At 65.4% G+C, this 19,282-nt stretch carries 20 protein-coding genes and 2 tRNA genes; 12 read left to right on the top strand and 10 right to left on the bottom strand.

The features are described 5' to 3' along the window. Window positions 1-64: 64 nt before the first annotated feature. The 9 genes from ACKTEK_RS14515 to tsaD all read right to left on the bottom strand — a co-directional run bounded on the left by ACKTEK_RS14515 (window position 65) and on the right by tsaD (window position 7,630). Window positions 65-562: a L,D-transpeptidase gene (locus ACKTEK_RS14515; RefSeq protein WP_409166004.1), complete on the bottom strand. Its 498-nt coding sequence runs from the start codon at window positions 560-562 to the stop codon at window positions 65-67. Between the two features lie 282 nt (window positions 563-844). Continuing rightward, a complete protein-coding gene (locus ACKTEK_RS14510; protein ID WP_409166003.1) occupies window positions 845-1,267 on the bottom strand; it encodes a hypothetical protein in 423 nt (140 codons plus the stop codon). A 160-nt stretch (window positions 1,268-1,427) separates the two neighbouring features. Further along, entirely contained in the window at window positions 1,428-3,383 is a 1,956-nt protein-coding gene (gene acs / locus ACKTEK_RS14505; RefSeq protein WP_409166002.1) for an acetate--CoA ligase, read from the bottom strand. 246 nt (window positions 3,384-3,629) lie between these two features. Continuing rightward, a complete protein-coding gene (locus ACKTEK_RS14500) occupies window positions 3,630-4,031 on the bottom strand; it encodes a DUF1761 domain-containing protein (protein ID WP_409166001.1) in 402 nt (133 codons plus the stop codon). An 85-nt stretch (window positions 4,032-4,116) separates the two neighbouring features. Further along, on the bottom strand, window positions 4,117-4,815 hold the full coding sequence (locus ACKTEK_RS14495; protein WP_409166000.1) for a class I SAM-dependent methyltransferase: 699 nt from the start codon (window positions 4,813-4,815) through the stop codon (window positions 4,117-4,119). Next, window positions 4,805-5,227 (bottom strand): EVE domain-containing protein, encoded by a 423-nt coding sequence (locus ACKTEK_RS14490; RefSeq protein WP_409166169.1) that lies wholly within the window; start codon window positions 5,225-5,227, stop codon window positions 4,805-4,807. Before ACKTEK_RS14490 ends, ACKTEK_RS14495 begins: the two co-directional genes overlap by 11 nt. Window positions 5,228-5,266: 39 nt before the next feature. Beyond that, entirely contained in the window at window positions 5,267-5,557 is a 291-nt protein-coding gene (locus tag ACKTEK_RS14485) for a YciI family protein (RefSeq protein ID WP_409165999.1), read from the bottom strand. Window positions 5,558-5,591: 34 nt separating this feature from the next. Further along, on the bottom strand, window positions 5,592-6,584 hold the full coding sequence (locus ACKTEK_RS14480) for an NAD(P)H-dependent glycerol-3-phosphate dehydrogenase (protein WP_409165998.1): 993 nt from the start codon (window positions 6,582-6,584) through the stop codon (window positions 5,592-5,594). Then, window positions 6,581-7,630 (bottom strand): tRNA (adenosine(37)-N6)-threonylcarbamoyltransferase complex transferase subunit TsaD, encoded by a 1,050-nt coding sequence (gene tsaD, locus ACKTEK_RS14475; protein ID WP_409165997.1) that lies wholly within the window; start codon window positions 7,628-7,630, stop codon window positions 6,581-6,583. Before tsaD ends, ACKTEK_RS14480 begins: the two co-directional genes overlap by 4 nt. Before the next feature lie 148 nt (window positions 7,631-7,778). Between tsaD and hemC the strand changes: the two genes are divergently transcribed. From hemC to ACKTEK_RS14420, 11 genes are all read left to right on the top strand, one after another. Continuing rightward, complete coding sequence (gene hemC, locus ACKTEK_RS14470) at window positions 7,779-8,720, top strand: hydroxymethylbilane synthase (RefSeq protein WP_409165996.1); 942 nt, start codon at window positions 7,779-7,781, stop codon at window positions 8,718-8,720. Beyond that, the gene (locus ACKTEK_RS14465; protein WP_409165995.1) at window positions 8,713-9,465 is read left to right on the top strand and encodes a uroporphyrinogen-III synthase; all 753 of its coding nucleotides are present in this window, start codon (window positions 8,713-8,715) and stop codon (window positions 9,463-9,465) included. The genes hemC and ACKTEK_RS14465 overlap by 8 nt, the downstream gene beginning before the upstream one ends. Before the next feature lie 39 nt (window positions 9,466-9,504). Continuing rightward, entirely contained in the window at window positions 9,505-11,148 is a 1,644-nt protein-coding gene (locus tag ACKTEK_RS14460) for a hypothetical protein (protein WP_409165994.1), read from the top strand. Window positions 11,149-11,176: 28 nt separating this feature from the next. Continuing rightward, window positions 11,177-12,991, top strand: coding sequence for a heme biosynthesis HemY N-terminal domain-containing protein (locus ACKTEK_RS14455; protein ID WP_409165993.1), 1,815 nt, complete (start codon window positions 11,177-11,179; stop codon window positions 12,989-12,991). Window positions 12,992-13,112: 121 nt separating this feature from the next. Beyond that, a tRNA-Thr gene (locus tag ACKTEK_RS14450) sits at window positions 13,113-13,188 on the top strand. 102 nt (window positions 13,189-13,290) lie between these two features. Next, window positions 13,291-14,286 (top strand): MBL fold metallo-hydrolase, encoded by a 996-nt coding sequence (locus ACKTEK_RS14445; RefSeq protein ID WP_409165992.1) that lies wholly within the window; start codon window positions 13,291-13,293, stop codon window positions 14,284-14,286. Window positions 14,287-14,325: 39 nt separating this feature from the next. Continuing rightward, entirely contained in the window at window positions 14,326-14,799 is a 474-nt protein-coding gene (locus ACKTEK_RS14440; RefSeq protein ID WP_409165991.1) for a TerB family tellurite resistance protein, read from the top strand. After that, a complete protein-coding gene (locus tag ACKTEK_RS14435; RefSeq protein ID WP_409165990.1) occupies window positions 14,796-15,578 on the top strand; it encodes a glucose 1-dehydrogenase in 783 nt (260 codons plus the stop codon). The genes ACKTEK_RS14440 and ACKTEK_RS14435 overlap by 4 nt, the downstream gene beginning before the upstream one ends. Beyond that, window positions 15,556-16,308 carry a glutamine amidotransferase gene (locus tag ACKTEK_RS14430; RefSeq protein ID WP_409165989.1) on the top strand — a complete coding sequence of 251 codons (753 nt, stop codon included), beginning with the start codon at window positions 15,556-15,558 and terminating at the stop codon, window positions 16,306-16,308. Before ACKTEK_RS14435 ends, ACKTEK_RS14430 begins: the two co-directional genes overlap by 23 nt. 265 nt (window positions 16,309-16,573) lie before the next feature. Continuing rightward, window positions 16,574-16,999 (top strand): hypothetical protein, encoded by a 426-nt coding sequence (locus ACKTEK_RS14425; RefSeq protein ID WP_409165988.1) that lies wholly within the window; start codon window positions 16,574-16,576, stop codon window positions 16,997-16,999. 168 nt (window positions 17,000-17,167) lie between these two features. After that, complete coding sequence (locus tag ACKTEK_RS14420) at window positions 17,168-18,655, top strand: PAS domain-containing protein (RefSeq protein WP_409165987.1); 1,488 nt, start codon at window positions 17,168-17,170, stop codon at window positions 18,653-18,655. Between the two features lie 90 nt (window positions 18,656-18,745). Here the strand turns inward: ACKTEK_RS14420 and ACKTEK_RS14415 are convergent. After that, window positions 18,746-18,821, bottom strand: a tRNA-Ala gene (locus ACKTEK_RS14415). Window positions 18,822-18,978: 157 nt separating this feature from the next. On the opposite strand from ACKTEK_RS14415, the gene ACKTEK_RS14410 reads away from it, so the two are divergent. Beyond that, complete coding sequence (locus ACKTEK_RS14410) at window positions 18,979-19,275, top strand: YggT family protein (protein ID WP_409165986.1); 297 nt, start codon at window positions 18,979-18,981, stop codon at window positions 19,273-19,275. Window positions 19,276-19,282: the final 7 nt, after the last annotated feature.

Here is a 19,282-nt window from a genome sequence, read left to right as displayed (position 1 = left end):
AGAAAACGGCGCCGGGAGCAGGTCCCGGCGCCGATGATGTCTTCGACCAGATGTTTGTGAGCGACTAGCGCGTCACGACAACCTTCGTGCCGATGCGGGCACGGCGATACAGGTCCAGCACGTCCTTGTTGTACATGCGGATACAGCCGAGCGAGACGGCGCCCCCGATGGAACCGGGATTGTTGGTGCCGTGTATGGCGTACTGGCCGTGGGCCAGTGCCAGCGCGCGGGGGCCGAGCGGGTTGCGTGGTCCGGGCGGGATCACCTTGCGCTTCTTGTCGTAAGGATTGATCCAGGACGGGTTGGTCACCTTGCGGGCGACGCGGGTCGAGCCGGCCCACTGGCGGCCCGCACGGCCGACGCCGACGCGGTAGGCGATCGCGCGGCCACGGCCGGTCACGTAGTACAGGCGGCGCTTGCCGGTGCGCACCACGATGGTACCGGGCGTGTACTTAGTGGAAATCTTCACCTCGCTGGCGGCCTTGGCCGGCTGCGGGGTCACGAGGGTGGCACCGATAAACAGGGCACCGAACAGGATCAGGAAACGAGAGATACGGGTCATCGCCAATATTGCCTCAGCGCAGTTCATGTCGAGCCGCCCACCGTAACGGCAGGTCGTTAAGATCGCGTTGGGAAGGGAGCCCCTCCCAAAACTATCGCTGATTTGTTTTCGCAGCGGCAAGAGAGACGACGCTCCGGATTGCACAAGTGATCGGCATCGAGGCGTTCAGCCGTTTGATTTTTGCCGATTGTTGCATCCCGTCCACAAAAAAGGCCCCGCCAAGAGGGCAGGGCCAGTTCACCACAAGGAGAGGGAGGTAGAGGTGTGGGGCGCGAGGCCGCATCAGCCGCCGAGCGGAATCTTGCAGCTTGCCTTGAGCGGGGCCCAGTTGGAGACAACGCCGCCGGAATGGGAGACGAGGATGCGGTATTCGGCATCGATCGCCTGATGGATCTGGATGGTCTGGGAGAAGGACGCGACGTAGCCGGCGGGGCCCTTCTTGGCGGTGATGGTCTTCGGCGCGCCGACCTGGCCGCCCTTGCGCACCATCATGTAGGTGACCGGGCCGGGCTTGTTGGTGAAGATCCAGCCGGCAACCTTGGCATTGGCCGGGCAGGCATTCACGTTCGGCGACTTGATCGCGAGCTGGGCCTTCTCGACCTTGAACGCGCCGTCCTGCGGGGTGACGAGCTTGTTGCCGGCCAGCGCCGGGGTTGCAACAGCCAGGGTCAGGGCGGCGGCTGCGATCAGTTGTGCGGGCTTCATCGTTGTCTCCATCAAAGAAATTCGATGGGGCGAGATTGATCCAGCCTGACCGAACGGAAACGGAAAGCGCAGTTCATCTGCCGTTCAACAAAAAACCCCCGCCGGATGAGACCGGCGAGGGCATGATCGTTCCAGATGTGAAGGCAGGCGCGCGGGTCGCTCAGCCCTTCTTGTTCTGGCGGTTGTCGATGAGATCGTCGACGACGCCGGGGTCGGCCAGCGTCGAGGTGTCGCCCAGCGCGCCGAAATCGTCCTCGGCGATCTTGCGCAGGATGCGGCGCATGATCTTGCCCGAGCGCGTCTTGGGCAGGCCCGGCGAAAACTGGATCTTGTCGGGTGAGGCGATGGGGCCGATCTCCTTGCGCACCCAGCCGACCAGCTCCTTCCTGAGGTCGTCGCTCGGCTCGATGCCGGACATCAGGGTCACGTAGCAGTAGATGCCCTGGCCCTTGATGTCGTGCGGGTAGCCGACGACAGCGGCTTCCGACACCGATTCATGCGCAACGAGGGCGGATTCCACTTCCGCGGTGCCCATGCGGTGGCCGGAGACGTTGATGACGTCATCGACGCGACCGGTGATCCAGTAGTAGCCGTCCGCATCGCGGCGGCAGCCGTCACCGGTGAAGTACTTGCCCTTGTAGGTGGAGAAGTAGGTCTGCACGAAGCGCTCGTGGTCGCCGTAAACCGTGCGCATCTGGCCGGGCCAGGAATCGATGATGCACAGGTTGCCGTCGGTCGCGCCTTCCAGCGGCTTGCCGTCATTGTCGACAAGCTGCGGCTGCACGCCGAAGAAGGGGCGCGTGGCGGAACCGGGCTTGAGCGGTGTCGCGCCGGGCAGCGGGGTGATCATGATGCCGCCGGTTTCGGTCTGCCACCACGTGTCGACGATGGGGCAGCGGCTGTCGCCGACGACCTTGTAGTACCACTCCCAGGCTTCCGGGTTGATCGGCTCGCCGACCGAACCGAGCAGGCGCAGGGACTTGCGTGAAGTCTTCTTCACCGGCTCTTCGCCCGCCTGCATCAGTGCGCGGATGGCGGTGGGTGCCGTGTAGAAGATGTTGACATCGTGCTTGTCGCAGACTTCCCAGAACCGCGAGACGGTCGGGTAGTTCGGCACGCCCTCGAACATCAGCGTCGTCGCACCGTTAGCCAGCGGGCCGTAGACGATGTAGCTGTGGCCGGTGACCCAGCCCACATCCGCCGTGCACCAGTAGATGTCGCCGTCGTGGTAGTCGAAGACGTACTGGTGGGTCATCGAGGCCCAGACGCCGTAGCCGCCGGTGGTGTGCAGCACGCCCTTGGGTTTGCCTGTCGAGCCGGACGTGTAGAGGATGAAGAGCGGGTCTTCGGCATTCATCTCTTCGGCGCGGCACTCCGCGGAGGCCTTTTCCATCTCGTCTTCGTAGGACACGTCGCGGATGTCGTTCCACTTCACGTCGCCGCCGGTGCGGTTGACGACGATGACCTTGTCGACGCCGCCGCCCTGCTTCTCGGCAAGGGCAATGGCTGCATCGGTGTTGGCCTTCAGCGGGATCTTGCGGCCGCCGCGAATGCCTTCGTCGGCGGTGATGATGAAGCGGGACTCGCAGTCGACCACGCGGCCGGCGAGCGCATCCGGCGAGAAACCGCCGAAGACGATGGAATGCACCGCGCCGATGCGCGCGCAGGCCAGCATCGCGTAGGCCGCTTCCGGGATCATCGGCAGGTAGATGGTGACGCGGTCGCCCTTGGTGACGCCGGCCGACTTGAACACGTTGGCGAGCTTGCAGACCTTCTCGTGCAGCTCGTTGAAGGTGATCCTGGCATCGTCTGCCGGGTCGTCGCCCTCCCAGATGATCGCAACCTGATCGCCGCGCTTTTCGAGATGGCGGTCGACGCAGTTGGTGCACAGGTTGAGCGTGCCGTCCTCGAACCACTTGATGGAGACGTCAGGGTACGCGTAGGTCGTGTTCTTGACCTTGGTGTAGGGCTTCATCCAGTCGAGACGCTTGCCGTGCTCGCGCCAGAACCCCTCCGGGTCCTCGACGGAGGCCTTGTACATCTCCTCGTACTTGGCGCTGTCGGCAAAGGCGCGCTGCGCCCACTCATCCGAAACCGGGTAAACGTTGTCGTCCATGTCGCTCCCTCTCGACGCGCCTTTGCGGCGGCATTGTTGATTTGCAGGAAAATCCGGCAAGCCGTGCCGAAGGTCTCGAGCCCCTGCCAGTCATGATGGTTGGCGCGCGCGGAAAAAGCGTCATCGTTTCGCGCCGCATCCCTTCCCTTGGGTGCATTCATCGCAAGACTTCGCGCCTGCGGCAACGGGTGGGGCGTTAAACTTTGGCGGTAAGTATCTGACCGCGCAGGCAGTGCGGGGCGAAACCTAGACCCCCATGAAGCCGATCACCGCGCCCATGACGAGCAGCACCGCCAGCCAGTGGCCGGCGTCGATCACCGGCAGTGCCCAGCGCGAACCCTGGTAGGCGTTGTTGATGACGACCGTGGTCAGGATGAAGCCCGCCCAGACGAATGCACCGGAGATGATGCCGTTGCGCAGGGTCACTTCGCCGAGGTGGCCGATCATGCCGGCCAGCACGAAGGCCATGAGCAATTCACCCACGAATGACAGGACGAACGGCAGGGGCGAGGGTTTCATCTCGTCCTTGCTCTTGCTGAGGGCTGCCATCCACTGGCGGCCGAGGACCGTGTACCACGCAGCACCGGTGATGAACCCCGCCACGGCGGCCAGGAAAACGCTGAGATAGTTGATGCCGGCAAAGGTCATGATCGCTCCCCCACGTTCGCCTCGGCTCACGCTAGCGCGGAATCATGCCGGCTGCACGTCGCGTTCGCGTGAGCGGGAACAAGGGTCAGCCGACAAAGCGGAAGACCCGGCACTTGCGCACCTCCTGGTCCTCCAGCGCGGTCGGCACCTGCACCTCGTAGAGGGCAAGTTCCTCCAGCATGGCGGCGTCGGGCACGTAGGCGCGCCCCGGATCGCCGACAAAGACCGCGCGGCCTTTCTCAAGCGATGATCTGGCCAGCGCCACCATGGCGGGGGCGAGTCGCCGGTCGTAGAAGACATCGCCGAGCAGCAGTACACCGGTTTCCGGTGGCAAGTCGGGAAAGGAGTCACCCTCGTTGCCGCGCCGTACGACGATACTGACTCCGTTCAGGGCGGCGTTCACGTCGGCGGCCTCCAGCGCGAAGGCATCGACATCGATGGCAGTGGCGCCAGCGGCCCCGGCCTTCATCGAGGCGATGGCCACCAGCCCGGAACCGGACCCGATATCGGCGACATGCTTGCCGGAAACGATGTGCGGATTGTCGAGAATGTACCGCGCAAGCGCCTGCCCACCGGCCCACGCGAAGGCCCAGAATGGCGGCGGCAGGCCGATCTCCTCAAGCTCTTCCTCGGTCTTGTGCCAGAGGTCGAAGGCTTCGCTTGCCAGATGCAGGGTCAGTTCCGGCACATGGGGCGGGGAATTGATGGCGGTGTTTTCTGCAATGAAGCGCCGCCGCCAGTCGCGGCCTCTCGTTTGATCCTTGCCTTCCGGCTCAGGCGTCATCCAGCCCGCCCATGCGGCAGACGATCTTCCACTCCTCCGGCTTCACCGGCTGGACCGACAGCCGCATCGAGGTGACCAGCGACATGTCGGAAAGTTCCGGCGTCGCCTTCACCTGCTTCAGCGTGACCGGCTTGGGCATGTCGCGGACAGCCTTGATGTCCACGCATTCCCAGCGCGGGTCGTCGGCGGTGGAATCGGGGTGGATCTCCTTGCAGACCTCGACAATGCCGACGATCTCCAGCCCCTCGTTGGAATGGTAGAAGAAGCCGCGATCGCCGATCTTCATCTCGCGCATGAAGTTGCGTGCCTGGTAGTTGCGGATTCCGTCCCATTCCTCGCCCTTGTCGCCACGGGCTTTCTGGTCGTCCCACGACCACTTGAACGGCTCGGACTTGAACAACCAGTATTGCATCGGCACGTTGGACCTTCTCGTTTCGGCTAGGGAATGAAATCAGGCGTCGGGGTTGCCGACGACCCACTTCCACGGGCTGAGCTCGATGGTCTCGAACAGACCGGCGTCGGCATAGGGGTCGGCGTCGAGGATCTTGCGGGCTTCGATCACGTCTTCGGCCTCGATGACAAGCAGGCTGCCGCACGGAGTCTCGCCGTCATCGGCCAGCAGCGGGCCTGCGAGCCGCACGGAATCGGCGTGCGTCTTGAGGTGCTCCAGATGCGCCGGGCGCGCGTTCATGCGGATCTCCAGCGAGTCCGGCTTGTCCCTGCAAATGGCGGCGAAAAGCATGGTCGTTTCCTCGTTGAGCGCAATCTTCTTGAGATCAACCCGTCTCGGCCCGGAAGGGGCGTGCGAGCAGGCTCTCGATTGCTTCGTCGACAGACATACGCCGTGCGAGGACGGCGTCAACTGCGAAGGCGATGGGCATCTCGATGCCCTTGTCCCGTGCAAGCTGGACCAGCGCCGGGGCGGTCCAGACGCCTTCCGCCACGGCGCGCGAGGCCGCCAACGCGTCGTCAACGCTCGATCCCGTGCCGAGCCTGTGGCCGAAGGCCATGTTGCGGGACTGGCGGCTGCCGCAAGTCAGCACGAGGTCGCCGAGGCCAGAGAGACCGGCCAGCGTGTCGGGTCGCGCGCCAAGCGCCATGCCGAGGCGGGCGAGTTCGGCAAAGCCGCGCGTGATGAGGGCTGCGGACGCGCTCGCGCCGAGATCGCGCCCGTCGACGATGCCGCTGGCAATTGCCAGCACGTTCTTCGCCGATCCGCCGATCTGCGTGCCCGTCACGTCGCTGGAATAGTAGGGGCGGAAGGTGCGGGTGCCGATGGCTTCAAGAAGTGCGTGTCCCTTCGCCTCGTCGGCGCAGGCGAGCGTCACGGCGGTGGGTTTGCCGGAGGCAACATCGCCCGCAAAGCTCGGGCCGGAGAGGACCGCGACGGTCACCTCGGGCGAAACATTCGAGACGACCTCGGCCATGGACAGCCCGGTGTCGCGCTCGATGCCTTTCGCGCAGATGACGACGGGCGTGCCGGGCGCGATGTGGGCCGCAAATTCCGCAAGAACGGTGCGCACCGCCTGCGCCGGGCAGGCCAGCAGCAGCGCCTCGCAATCTGAAAAGTCCGCCGGGTCGCCGGTTGCGCGAATGGCCGGGTCGAGTGCGACGCCGGGGAGGCGCTGCCTGTTCTCGTGGTCACGGTTGATTGTCGCGACCGTTTCGCCGTCGCGGCCCCAAATCAGCACGTCGGCACCCGCGCGGCGCGCCGTTGCAGCCAGTGCGGTGCCCCATGCGCCCGCGCCAATGACCCCGATGCGATTCATGCGGCGGCTCCCGGCTTTGTCAGGCTATCGAGCGGCCAGCGGGCGCGGGCCGGCTCGGTCATGTCCCGGGGCGCGGGGTCGAGCGCCAGGCGTTCGGCGCCGGCCCATGCGATCATCGCGGCATTGTCACCGCATAGCGCCAGCGGCGGCATCACCAGCGGCAAGCCGTTGTCGGCTGCAATTTTCGCAAGCGTTTCGCCGATGGCTTTGTTCGCGGCAACGCCGCCTGCAGCGACCAGCGCGGTGAAGCGCGTGCCGGCGCTCATCTTCAGGGCGTTCTTCGTGCGGTCGGCGATGCAGTCGATGGCCGCGCGCTGGAAGCTTGCGGCGAGGTCGTTCACGTCCTGATCGCTCAAGGGGCTGGCATCCTGCGCGGCGAGCCGAACGGCGGTTTTCAACCCGGCAAATGAAAAGTCCGCCCCGGCGCGGCCCTTCAGCGGGCGCGGCAGGGCGAAGCGTTTCTCGTCGCCAGCCTGCGCGTGCGTTTCGACCTTCGATCCGCCGGGATAGCCAAGGCCGAGCAGCTTGGCGGTCTTGTCGAAGGCTTCCCCCGCGGCGTCGTCAATCGTCGTGCCAAGGCGGCGGTAGTCGCCGACGCCATGCACCGCGACAAGCTGGGTGTGTCCGCCGGAGACAAGCAGCAGCAGGTAGGGGAAGGCGATGGCGTCCGTCAGCCGCGCGGTGAGCGCGTGGCCCTCCAGGTGGTTGACCGCGAGCAATGGCTTGCCGCTTGCCCAGGACAGCGCCTTGGCCGTCGTCAGGCCGACGAGCAGCCCGCCGATCAGCCCCGGTCCGGCGGTTGCGGCGATCCAATCAATATCGGCCAGCGTCACGCTGGCATCATCGAGTGCTGCAGCAATGATGCGGTCGAGCGATTCGACATGGGCGCGCGCGGCGATTTCCGGCACCACGCCACCGAAGGCGGAATGCTCCTCGATCTGCGACAGCACCACGTTGGAGACGATCTCGCCGGTGCCGTCGGCATTCCGGCGCACGACGGCGGCCGCCGTTTCGTCGCAACTGGTTTCGATGCCGATGACCTGCATGGGATGCGCGCGGGCTTTCTTGTGGCCTTGTGGCGTGTCGAGGAGGGGCGCGCGGATGTCGCGCCCGGGGGTGGTTCCCCTCGCCGGGATCGCTCCTCTATAGTCCGCCGCGACCTTCCCTGCCAACCTGACAGGACACCCCAGCTTCGTGCCGAACACACCCTTCCTTCGCATCGGAACGCGCGGCAGCGCGCTTGCCCTCTGGCAGGCCGAGCACGTGCGCGACCTGGTCTGCCGCGTCCACGGCGTGGGCCGCGACGACATACACATCGAGATCATCCGCACCACCGGCGACCGCATCACCGACAGGCCGCTGTCGGAAGCCGGCGGCAAGGGGCTGTTCACGAAGGAGATCGAGGAGGCGCTGATCTGCGGCGCGGTGGATATCGCGGTGCATTCAGCCAAGGACATGCCGACGGAGTTGCCCGACGGGCTGGAACTGTCGGCATTCCTCGAGCGCGAGGACGTGCGCGACGCCTATCTCTCGCCGGTTGCCGAGCGGCTCGTGGACCTGCCGCGCGGGGCGGTCGTCGGATCCGCTTCGTTGCGCAGGCAGGCGCAGATCCAGCGCCGCCGCCCGGACATCAAGGTCATCAACTTTCGCGGCAATGTCGGCACCCGCCTCGACAAGCTCGCCAACGGCGACGTCGACGCGACGATGCTCGCCTTTGCCGGCATGAAGCGGCTCGGAATTGCCGACCAGGTCACCGAACTGCTGAGCGAGGACGAGTTCCTGCCGGCGCTCGGGCAGGGCTGCGTCTGCGTGGAAAGCCGGATCGGCGATGAGCGCACTGCAGGCCTGATGGCGGGCATCGACGATGAAGCCGCCCGCGCCGAACTGCTCACCGAGCGCGCCTTCCTGCGGATGCTGGACGGCTCCTGTCGCACGCCGATTGCCGGTCTCGCCCGTTTCGCGCGCGGCAAGATCTCGTTCCGTGGCCTCGTTCTCCAGCATGACGGCAGTGCGGTGGTTGAAACCGAACTGGCGGGCAAGGCCGAAGACGCTGAGGCCATCGGCACGGTGGCGGGCGAAAAGGTTCTCCAAGAGGCCGGCGAAGACTTCATGGCCGCCGTGCGGGCCCATGGCTGAGCGCGCGCTGCGCGTCCTCGTCACACGCCCCGCAGACGCGGCGGCCCGCACCGTTTCGCGGCTGGAAGCACTGGGCCATGAGCCGATCCTCGCGCCGGCGCTCGACATCGTTCTCCAGCCGTTTTCCCTGCCGGCGCGCTCCCTGCAGGCCATTGCCATCACCAGCGCCAGCGTAGTCCCGGCGCTTGTCGCACATCGCGCGACGCTGGATGGCGTGACGATCTACGCGGTCGGCGACCAGACGGCGGACAAGGCGCGCGCGACCGGGTTCGTGGATGTGCGCGCGCCAGCCGCCCCCGGCGGGGTCGAGGTGCTGGCGGACCACATCGCCGGTGACGTGAACCCCGCAGGCGGGCTGATCGTCCATATCGGTGCACGCGACACCGCCGGTGACCTCACCGGTGCGCTTTTCGCACGCGGTTTTCAGGCCGAGCGCGTCGTCGCCTACGCGGCGGAACCGGTCCCCACCCTGCCGGACGAGGCGCGCGCCGACATCGCCAATGACAGACTCGACGCAGCGCTGTTTCACTCACCGCGTTCAGCCGCCGCGTTCTTCGATCTCATCAAGGCTGAGGGCCTCTCGCTGGGCGAAAGGGTCCGTTTCCTTTGTCTTTCGCCCGCCGTGGCCGCTATGATGCCAGAAACGCAGGAACGCGAACGCATTCTCGTCGCCAAAACGCCCGATGAAGACGCGATGATGGAACTGCTTCGCGCTCTGGATATTGGTGAAGTGGGCGACAGATAAAATTGACGGCGCGTCCCCAGCGCCGATGAGAGGACGAACATGGCGGAACGCAAGACTGGTCGCCGGCGCGGCTCCAACCCCGTGAAGCCACGGACCATCGACCTGAAAGCCGAAAAGGTCGAGGACAAGCCCAAACCCGACGACACGTCTGCGAAGAAGCCGACGGACACGCCCGCTGCTGCCGCCAAGGCCGAGCCAACGCCCGCCAAGCCGCAGGACGCGGCCAAGGACGCGCCGAAACCGGCTGACAGCATCGCGAAGAAGGATGATGCCAAGCCCGCAGCGGCGGCCGCGGCAGCCTCAGCCGCCCAGGCGAAATCATCCTCAGCCTCGAGCGCCCCGAAAAGCGACGCGCCGAAGCCCGGCAGCACGGCGGCCAAGCCTTCCTCGTCCGCCACCTCTACTTCACCTGCCTCGACGAAGGATTCGATACCGAAACGCTCGGCGGCCTCTGATGCGGGTTCGCGCGCCCAGTCGTCCGCGTCATCTTCATCGGTGCCGCCGCGCAAGCCCGCGACCACGTCCGACAATTCGGGTGGCGGGATCGGCGGTTACGCGCTGGCCGGACTTCTGGGCGGCGTCATCGCGGTCGGTGCCTATTACGGGCTGTCGAGCATGAACGGCGATGCGGGTGATGTCTCCGGCGACCTGGCCGCGCGGCTCGAAGCCATCGAGACCCAGCAGAGCGCAGCGGCTGAACAGCGCGCACAACTGGAACAAAAGCTTGCGGACGCAGAGGCAGCCGGTGGCGCCAACCCTGACGAGATCGCTGCCCTGCGCGAGGCGCTCGATGGATACCAGAACGCAGCCGCGAGCCGCCAGGAGGCGCTGAGCGAGCAGATTTCCGACCTTGGGCAGGCCAACGAGGAACTCAGGACGCGGCTCGATGCCATGGCAGCCAGCGGCGTGGAAGGCGGGTCGGTCGAGGCAATTGCCGGGATCGAAACGGCCATCGCCGCGCTGAAAGCCGATGTCGAAGCCCTCAAGGCCGCGCCCGGCAGTGATGCCGCACTTGGCGAGGTCAACCAGCGGCTTGATGCGCTCGGCGCGCGTATCGGCGAGACGGAAACCGGCCTTGCTCAGGCGCGCGACGCCACCGCTGCGATCCAGCAGCAGATGGCACAATTGTCCGAGCAGGTTGCTGCGGCAGGCGGCGCACAGGATGCCGCCCAGCAGGCAGCCGTTGCGCTGGCGCTGTCGGACCTGCGTGCGGCGGTCAATCGCGGCGGGTCGTTCACGGCGGAGCTTGAAGCACTGACGGCGCTCCTGCCGGAGGCTGGCGAAGGCGATGCGCTCACCGCTGCGGCTGCCGAAGGCGTCGCCACGCGGCGTGAACTGGCGCAAGGGTTCGACGCGATCATCCGCGACGTGCTTTCGGCTGCCGACAACAATCCGAATGCAGGCTTCTTCGCCAAGCTCTTCGACAACGCGACCTCCATCGTCACCGTGCGGCCCATCGGCGCACTGGCTGGCGACGAGCCGGAAGCGGTTGTCGCGCGCATCGAGACGCAGCTTGATGACGGCGCACTCACAGAGGCCCTTGCCGAATGGCAGAAGCTGCCGCCCCCGGCGCAGCAGGCGGGCGCACAATGGGCGCAGTCGCTGGAGCGCAAGGTCGGCGTGGAGCGCAAACTCGACGAAATCGGCCGGGGCGTTCTGTCCGGCCTCGGGCAGGCATCGTGACCGGCCCGGTCAGCGTTAGGCGGTAAAGATGATTCGCGTTCTTTTCTATCTGGTCGGCGTTCTGGTCCTGGGTGTGGGGCTGGCGTGGCTCGCAGACCATCCCGGCGATGTGGTGATGACGTGGCAGGGCCAGCAGATCCGCACCAGCCTCATGGCCATGGCGCTGGGGCTGATCTTCGTTACCGGCCTGCTGATCCTGCTCTGGACCATCTACCGCTGGATCATCGACGGCCCGCAGGCAGTCGGCTCGTGGTTCCGCCATCGCCGGCAGATGCGCGGTTACGAGGCCTTGTCGCGCGGCATCATCGCGGTCGGTGCGGGCGACCCGGCGCTGGCGGCCTCGCAGGCGAGGCAGGCCCGCAACCTGCTGGAAGGCGAACCGCTGGTGAACCTGCTCACGGCCCAGTCCGCCCAACTCAACAACGATCCCGAGCGGGCGCGCTCCGCATTCCGCGAGATGCTCGACAACAAGGAAACCGCGCTGCTCGGCCTGCACGGCCTCTACGTGGAAGCCGAACGGCAGGGCGACATGGAGTTTGCCGCGCGCCACGCGGATGAAGCAGTCAAGCGCGCGCCGGGCCTTGAATGGGCGGCGGATGCCGCTCTGCGCGCCCGCGTCGCGGAAGAGGACTGGGACGCGGCCATCGAGCGGCTGCAGCGCAACTACGAACACGGCGTCGTCGACAAGGCGACCATGCGGCGCAAGAAGGCCGTGCTGCTCACCGCCAAGGCGCAGACGCTGGAAGAACACGAGCCGGCCAATGCCGAGGTTGCGGCCAGCGAAGCCGTGAAGCTCGCGCCGGGCCTCGTGCCCGCAGCCGTCATCGCGGGCCGCATCAATGCCTCAGAAGGGAAGATGGGCGCGGCCACCAGCGTGCTGGAGAAGGCCTGGAAGGCGAACCCGCACCCCGACATTGCCGAGGTCTACGCCCATGTGCGCAGCGGCGATTCGGTGCGCGACAGGCTGAAGCGCGTGAAGTCGCTTGCCAGCAAGGCGCAGGGCAACGAGGAAGCGCGCATCGCGGTCGCCAACGCGGCAATCGAGGCACTCGACTGGAACGCCGCGCGCGAGGCGCTGGAGCCGCTGATCTCACAGCGTCCGAGCCGCCGCGTCTGCCTGCTGATGGCGGAAATCGAGGAAGGCGAACATGGCGACAAGGGCAAGGTGCGCGAGTGGTTCGCCCGTGCGCTGCGCGCCCCGCGCGACCCGGCATGGGTCGCGGACGGGCATGTCAGCGATTCGTGGGCGCCGGTTTCGCCGATCACCGGGGACCTCGACGCCTACGAATGGCGCGTGCCGGACGAGGACGTTGCGCCGCCGAGCGCTTCCGTGCTGGAAGCCCGGCCCTTCGCGCCCGATGGCGAGGAAGCACCGCTGCTCATCGACGTCACGGGCGAGGCGCGTGAGGTGTCCAGCCCGGCCCCGAAGCCGGCACCGGTTGCCGCGGCCAAGCCCGCCAACGATTCGACACCGCCGAAGGGCGATGATGCGCCAAAGGCTGACGAGGCTCCGAAGGCCGGCAAGCCGGATACGCCGCCGGTGATTGTCGCTGAAGCGTCAACCAATGACGCGGCCCCCAAGAGCGAGGTTGCACTGGCCGGTGACGCTGCGCCGTCCACCGAGAAGCCCGAGACTAAGAAGAAGTCTGCGGCTGCCGCGTCGAAGCCTCCGGCAAAAGCTTCGGACGCCGAAGCGCCGAAGCCGGAGCCTGCCAAGGCCACGACGGCAAGCGCGGAGCCTGACCCGGAACCGGTCTTTGCGCGCGCGCCGGATGATCCGGGACCGCAGGACGACGACGAGGACAGCGAGCGCAAGTGGTTCGGGATGTTCAACTCCCGCTGAGTTTGCGCCACTTGCGCCTTGCATTCGGATCACGGCGAGGGTATTTGCCCCACAACGTTCGCCCGGTATGGCTCGGGTGAGCGCGATCCGGCCGTCTCACACGGTCGGACTGGCTCGGTGAGCCGCCATAGCTCAGTTGGTAGAGCGGCGCATTCGTAATGCGTAGGTCGGGTGTTCGAGTCACCCTGGCGGCACCAGCTTCTTTCTCCATTGCACCCCCATCCGTCGCTTTCCCGACTTGCCAGTGCGGTGGCGGGCAGGCATCGTATTCGCACAACAGAATATTTCGGGAGGATGCGATGACACGCGACAACTTGCGCAAGGTGCGCGCGCTGGCTCTTGGTGCGCTTTTCGGGGCGGCGGCGCTTGCAAGCGTGCCGGAACCCGCCCTCGCCAACCAGCAGATCGCAGACCAGTACCCGGATTCGCTACTCTATTCGCATCCGGTTGAGGTGGTGCCGGACGTGTGGACCGCCATCGGCCAGACCGGGCCGGGCACCTACGAGAATGCCGGGCACAACAACAACCTGACCTTCATCATCACCGGTGAGGGCGTGGTCGTCGTCAATGGCGGGGCGGCCTACCTGCTGGCCAAGGCGCTACACGACGAAATCAAGCTCATCACCGACCAGGAGGTGGTGCTCGTCATCGACGAGAACGGGCAGGGCCACGCCATGCTCGGCAACAGCTACTGGGCGGAGCAGGGCGTGCCGATCCTTGCGCACGAGGACGCCGCGCACGAATTCGAGGAATACGGTGCGCAGAGCCTCGCCAGCATGAAGGCCAGCAGCAAAGAGCGCGCCGAGGGCACGACCATCGCGCTGCCGACGGAAACCTTCTCCGACCGCAAGGACCTGAAAATCGGGCGCTTCACCATCGAAGTGCTGCATCTCGGCCCCGCCCACAGCCCCGGCGACATCCAGGTCTGGCTGCCGGAGGAGAAGCTGGTGATCGCCGGCGACATGGCCTTTCACGAGCGCATGCCGCCGATCTTCCCGGAGACCGACACCAAGGGCTGGATCGAGACCTGGGAGAACGAATTCGAGGCGCTCGGCGCGCTCTACGTGATCCCCGGCCATGGCCACCCGACCAACATGGCGCAGGTGAGGCTCTACACGCACGATTATCTCGTCTACCTTCGCCAGAAGATTCGTGAACACATCGACTCTGGCGGCGATCTGGCGAGCGCCTATTATGTAGACCAGTCGCCATACGAGAAGCTCGACACGTTCGAGGAGCTGGCAACGAAGAATGCCGGCCGCGTCTACGAGGCGATGGAGTTCGAGGATTTCTGAGCGGGCCGCCACGGCCTGCGCCGTGGGGGTTACCGCCTGATGCCGCTTTTCAAGTCCATTGCCCGCTTCATCGACGAGTTGTCAGGGGCGGAAGAAGACGAAACCGCGAGCTACTCGCCGGATGACGAGAAGCTGGCGGCTGCCGCGCTGGCGTTCCACGTCATCGCGGTCGACGGCATCGTCGAGGACCGGGAAAAGGACACCATGCGCCAGGTCCTCGCCGAGCAGTTCGATCTCGACGAGAAGCGCACGGAAGAGCTGGTCGAGGCCGCCCGCCAGCGCAGCCTCGAATCGGTGGATCTCTATGCCTTCACCAGTGTGCTGAACCGCAAGCTTGACGATGAGGGCCGCGGGCGCGTCGTCGAGATGCTGTGGGAGATGGTCTACGCCGACGGCACAGTCCACGAGTTCGAGGACAACGCGCTGTGGCGGATCGCCGAACTGCTGCACGTGTCATCGCGCGAGCGCATCCGGCTTCGCAAGCGCGTCGAACGCGACCACGGAAGCGAATGAGCGGCAGGCTTTCCGGAAAGAGCGCGCTCATCACGGGCGGTGCGGGCGGGGTCGGTCGCGCCATCGCCGCGGAATTCCTCGCGCAAGGCGCGCGGGTGCTGATTTCAGATCTCGATGCAGATGCGGCGGATGATGCTGCCGCCAGCCTTGGGCCGGGTGGTGAGGTTCACGCCTGCGCCCATGACGTGACCGACGAGGCCGCGTGGCGCGACACGCTGAAGGTCGTGCAGGATCGGCTCGGTGGGTTGAGCGTGCTGGTCAACAATGCCGGCATCTGGGTGCCGGGTTCGGTTGAGGAGATCGAGCCGGACGACTGGCGGCGCGGCATGTCGGTCAATCTGGATTCGGTCTACCTTGGAACGAAGCTGGCGCTGCCGATGCTGCGCGACAGCCAGCCGGCCTCCATCGTCAACATTTCCTCGATCGCTGGCATCATCGCGGGCTCGAACCTTGCCGCCTACAACGCGGCGAAGACAGGCGTGTGGATGCTGACGAAGGCGACGGCGCTGCACGCCGCGCGCGGCGGAAACGACGTGCGCTGCAATTCCATTCACCCCTATTTCATCGACACGCCGCTGCTGCAGGATGTCTTCGCGCGCGGCGGCGAGCGCAAGGAACTGGACGACGATCAGCGCGGGAAACTTGCCAAGCAGGCCCCGCTTGGCCGATTGTGCACCGTCGAGGACGTTGCCCACGCGGCCGTCTATCTCGCCAGCGATGAATCCGGATACATGACGGGAGCGGAAATCAAGCTCGATGGTGGTTTCAGTGCCATGTGAGGGCCAGACAGCCGGCAAGGTGCTCATCGTCGTGCACCAGCCAACGTCGACGCCCGGCCGAATCGGGCTGAAATTGCGCGAGCGGCGCTACGCGCTCGATATCCGCCGGCCGTGCCTGGGACATGAGTTGCCGGAGGATTTGTCGGGCTACGCCGGCGTCGTCGTGTTTGGCGGCCCGCAGAGCGCCAACGACTGCGAGCGCTACCTTGAGGACGAGTATGCGCTGATCGGGCGGACGCTGGAGCAGGAAGCGCCGTTCCTCGGTGTGTGCCTCGGTGCACAGATGCTGGTTCGCCAACTGGGCGGCAAGGTCGAGGCGCACCCCCATTCGCGTGCGGAGATCGGCTATTACCCGATCCAGCCGACCGGTGCGGGCCACGCGCTGATGGATCGCTGGCCGAGCCACGTCTACCAGTGGCACCGCGAGGGATTCGAGGTGCCGAAGGGCGCAGAGCTTCTCGCCCGCAGCGACGGCGATTTCGAAAATCAGGCGATCCGCGTCGGGCGGACGGCCTATGGCATCCAGTTCCACCCGGAAGTGACGCGGCTGATGGTCCATCGCTGGACCACGAAGGGCGCGGCGCGGCTGGCGCTGCCCGGCGCGCAGCCCAAGGCCGAGCACGTTCGCGGCCGTTTCCTACACGATCCGGCCATCGACGCATGGCTGGAGCGCTTCCTCAATGTGTGGCTCTCAAGCCGCGACCAGGAAGCGGCACTAGCAGCGGAATAACCGGGCCAGTTTTCGCAAATTGCGAATCCTGATTTGCAGATTGCGAGTCGCATTGCGATCTGACAATCGCCGCATCGCCCATCTCGTGGTGTTTGGCTGTCTCACACACCAGATATTGAGTTGGCACGGCTGGCCCGCCGCTTGCTCTTAACCATGCCAAGCCGGCAGATGGTCTTGCGTAGCCGGCTCGTCTTGTCGAGGGAGAACCGGAACCGCGTACCCCTGGAGTACCGGTTCTCCCTCACCTCCACCAAAATCAATATTCGTGCGATCCGCCGCCCCGAAATGGGTGTCGCGGCGCGCTTTTGCGCGCGCGCATGCGCTGCTCGCCTGCGCGGCGATGTCGATTTTTGCAACCGGATGGCGGTTTTTTTCAATTTACCTAAAAAACCGCGATATCCCGGAAAAGAAGACGCAAACGTTTTGGTTCAAATACGAGGCATCTCAACTGTTGGCACGGAGACTGCCGGTGTTTGCCAGGCTTTTCAGACGTAACGATTCCGACGCGATGCTCGCCGCGTCTGCCGTGACCGAGCAATCGGCCGTCACGAGCAACATCTCGCAGAACATGCAGACGGCGTCCGCCGGTGTCGAAACGATCACCAACGACATCCAGGCGATTTCGTCCGCGGCGACGCAGATCGAGGGAACGGCCTCGAAAGTGCAGGAGGCGTCGCGCCAAGTGGCGTGACCCTCAGGTGATCCGGCAGCCAGAACCGCGCCGTATCACTCCACCTCAAGTTGAAACCACAGCATTCAAGCCGGAACTTAACGCCGCGTTAGATGCCGCTGCGCTAAATGAGCCGGATAACAAATCGCGCCGCACATTTCGTCGGACCCGATGAGTATGGAGTTGAACATGTTTGGATACGCCCTGAAGACCGGCGGTGATGCCGCCGCCATCGTTGAAGCCTTCGGCCGCTCGCAGGCGATCATTCAGTTCAAGCCCGACGGGACGATCCTGGATGCCAACGAAAACTTCCTCAAGGCAATGGGCTACTCGCGCGACGAAGTCCTCGGCAAGCACCACAGCATGTTCGTTGAAGCCGAGGAACGTACCAGCGCCGACTACAAAGTGTTCTGGGACACCCTTTCGGCTGGCAAATTCGCGGCGGGCGAGTTCATGCGCATCGGCAAGGATGGCAAGGAAATCTGGATCCAGGCTTCCTACAACCCGGTCTTCGACCGCAGCGGCCGCACCGTGAAGGTCGTGAAGATCGCGTCCGACATCACCGCCGAAAAGCGCAAGGCAGCCGAAGCCAGCGGCCAGCTCAAGGCCATCGACCGCGCGCAGGCCGTCATCGAGTTCGAACTCGACGGAACCATCATCTGGGCCAACCAGAACTTCCTCGACGGGCTGGGCTACCAGCTTGAGGAAATCCGTGGACAGCACCACCGCATGTTCTGCGAGAGCGACTACGTCGCCTCGCCGGACTACAAGCAGTTCTGGAAGATGCTGGCGGAGGGAAACTTCCAGAGCGGCGAATACCGGCGTCTTGGAAAGGGCGGCGAGGAAATCTGGATACAGGCCACTTACAACCCGATCTTCGATGACAAGGGCCGCCCCTTCAAGGTGGTGAAGTTCGCCAGCGACATCACAGAGCAGGTCAACGACCGGCTGCGCCGGGCGCGCATCCAGAAGGAAATCGATGCCGACCTGAACGAGGTTGCATCAGCAGTTTCGGATGCGGCCATGCGCGCCGGGAACGCGGCGTCGGCCTCGGTGCAGGCATCGGCCAACGTGCAGACTGTCGCGGCGGCTGCGGAGGAACTCGTGGCATCGGTCGAGGAAATTTCCCGCCAGGTCGCCCACGCGCTCGACATCGCCACCCAGGCGGTGGCAGAGGCGGAAGAGTCGGGCCGGATCATGAGCGGCCTGTCGGAAAATGCCCAGAGCATCGGCAATGTCATCGAGCTGATCGACAACATCGCCAACCAGACGAACCTGCTTGCCCTGAACGCCACCATCGAGGCGGCCCGTGCGGGCGAAGCCGGCAAGGGCTTCGCGGTGGTTGCCTCGGAGGTGAAGAACCTCGCCTCGCAGACGTCCAAGGCGACGGAGGAGATCGGGGGGCAGATTAACGCCGTTCAGAATTCCAGCATCAGCGCTGTCGGCGCGATCGACAAGATCAAGGGCATCATTCGCCAGATCAGCGAGATCTCCGAGAGCATTACAGCCGCGGTTTCAGAGCAGTCAGCGGTGACCCGGGACATCTCCGAGAACATGCACACGGCGTCGTCCGGCGTGAACACGATCAGCGACGACGTGCAGGCAATCTCGGCTGCCACCGCGCAGATCGAGGGCACGACGGCGAAGGTGCGCGAAGCCTCACGGCTGGTCGCCTAGACCGGACCACGCCTCGACCGGAATCCGCAGCGCCGGCGCAATCGCGCCGGCGTTTTGCGTTCAAGCTGACATTTGAAATGTGCGGGGAAATGGTGGAGCCGAGCGGGATCGAACCGCTGACCTCGTCATTGCGAACGACGCGCTCTCCCAACTGAGCTACGGCCCCTGACCAAGAGGTGCGCATTTACGTCGTGGTCCGGGGGGCTGTCAAGCAGCGCGTCGGTCCCTTGCGCGCGTACGCGTGCACGGCTAACAGTCAACGGGTCGGCCCGGATACGGACGAGGGCCGCGCAAGCCACTGGAATTCTCACGCGGGACGAGACATGAGCGCATTTCTTCTGGCCGTCGGGCAGGTCATCATCATCGCGATCCAGCTTTACATCTGGCTGCTGATCGCCTCGGCGGTGCTGAGCTGGCTGATCGCCTTCAACGTGGTCAACACGCGCAACCAGTTCGTCGCCACGGTGGCCGACTTCCTGTGGCGGGTGACCGAGCCCGCGCTGCGGCCGATCCGCAACGTGATGCCCAATCTCGGCGGCATCGACATCTCGCCGATCATCCTCATCCTGATCCTGATGTTCCTGCAGAGTTTCATCCGCAACCTGATGCTGGGCGTGTAAGCCCCAG

This window comes from Tepidamorphus sp. 3E244 (genome assembly GCF_046159835.1).
Lineage (GTDB): Bacteria > Pseudomonadota > Alphaproteobacteria > Rhizobiales > Tepidamorphaceae > JACKJK01.
The sequence above is the reverse complement of the archived record's forward strand: the minus strand, read 5'-3'. Positions and strand labels throughout refer to the sequence as shown.

Bases quoted from the DNA above. Each gene is read 5' to 3' on its own strand.
- ACKTEK_RS14515 (WP_409166004.1), bottom strand. From the start codon at position 562: ATGACCCGTATCTCTCGTTTCCTGATCCTGTTCGGTGCCCTGTTTATC.
- ACKTEK_RS14510 (WP_409166003.1), bottom strand. From the start codon at position 1,267: ATGAAGCCCGCACAACTGATCGCAGCCGCCGCCCTGACCCTGGCTGTT.
- acs (WP_409166002.1), bottom strand. From the start codon at position 3,383: ATGGACGACAACGTTTACCCGGTTTCGGATGAGTGGGCGCAGCGCGCC.
- ACKTEK_RS14500 (WP_409166001.1), bottom strand. From the start codon at position 4,031: ATGACCTTTGCCGGCATCAACTATCTCAGCGTTTTCCTGGCCGCCGTG.
- ACKTEK_RS14495 (WP_409166000.1), bottom strand. From the start codon at position 4,815: ATGACGCCTGAGCCGGAAGGCAAGGATCAAACGAGAGGCCGCGACTGG.
- ACKTEK_RS14490 (WP_409166169.1), bottom strand. From the start codon at position 5,227: ATGCAATACTGGTTGTTCAAGTCCGAGCCGTTCAAGTGGTCGTGGGAC.
- ACKTEK_RS14485 (WP_409165999.1), bottom strand. From the start codon at position 5,557: ATGCTTTTCGCCGCCATTTGCAGGGACAAGCCGGACTCGCTGGAGATC.
- ACKTEK_RS14480 (WP_409165998.1), bottom strand. From the start codon at position 6,584: ATGAATCGCATCGGGGTCATTGGCGCGGGCGCATGGGGCACCGCACTG.
- tsaD (WP_409165997.1), bottom strand. From the start codon at position 7,630: ATGCAGGTCATCGGCATCGAAACCAGTTGCGACGAAACGGCGGCCGCC.
- ACKTEK_RS14465 (WP_409165995.1), top strand. From the start codon at position 8,713: ATGGCTGAGCGCGCGCTGCGCGTCCTCGTCACACGCCCCGCAGACGCG.
- ACKTEK_RS14460 (WP_409165994.1), top strand. From the start codon at position 9,505: ATGGCGGAACGCAAGACTGGTCGCCGGCGCGGCTCCAACCCCGTGAAG.
- ACKTEK_RS14455 (WP_409165993.1), top strand. From the start codon at position 11,177: ATGATTCGCGTTCTTTTCTATCTGGTCGGCGTTCTGGTCCTGGGTGTG.
- ACKTEK_RS14445 (WP_409165992.1), top strand. From the start codon at position 13,291: ATGACACGCGACAACTTGCGCAAGGTGCGCGCGCTGGCTCTTGGTGCG.
- ACKTEK_RS14440 (WP_409165991.1), top strand. From the start codon at position 14,326: ATGCCGCTTTTCAAGTCCATTGCCCGCTTCATCGACGAGTTGTCAGGG.
- ACKTEK_RS14435 (WP_409165990.1), top strand. From the start codon at position 14,796: ATGAGCGGCAGGCTTTCCGGAAAGAGCGCGCTCATCACGGGCGGTGCG.
- ACKTEK_RS14430 (WP_409165989.1), top strand. From the start codon at position 15,556: ATGGTGGTTTCAGTGCCATGTGAGGGCCAGACAGCCGGCAAGGTGCTC.
- ACKTEK_RS14420 (WP_409165987.1), top strand. From the start codon at position 17,168: ATGTTTGGATACGCCCTGAAGACCGGCGGTGATGCCGCCGCCATCGTT.
- ACKTEK_RS14410 (WP_409165986.1), top strand. From the start codon at position 18,979: ATGAGCGCATTTCTTCTGGCCGTCGGGCAGGTCATCATCATCGCGATC.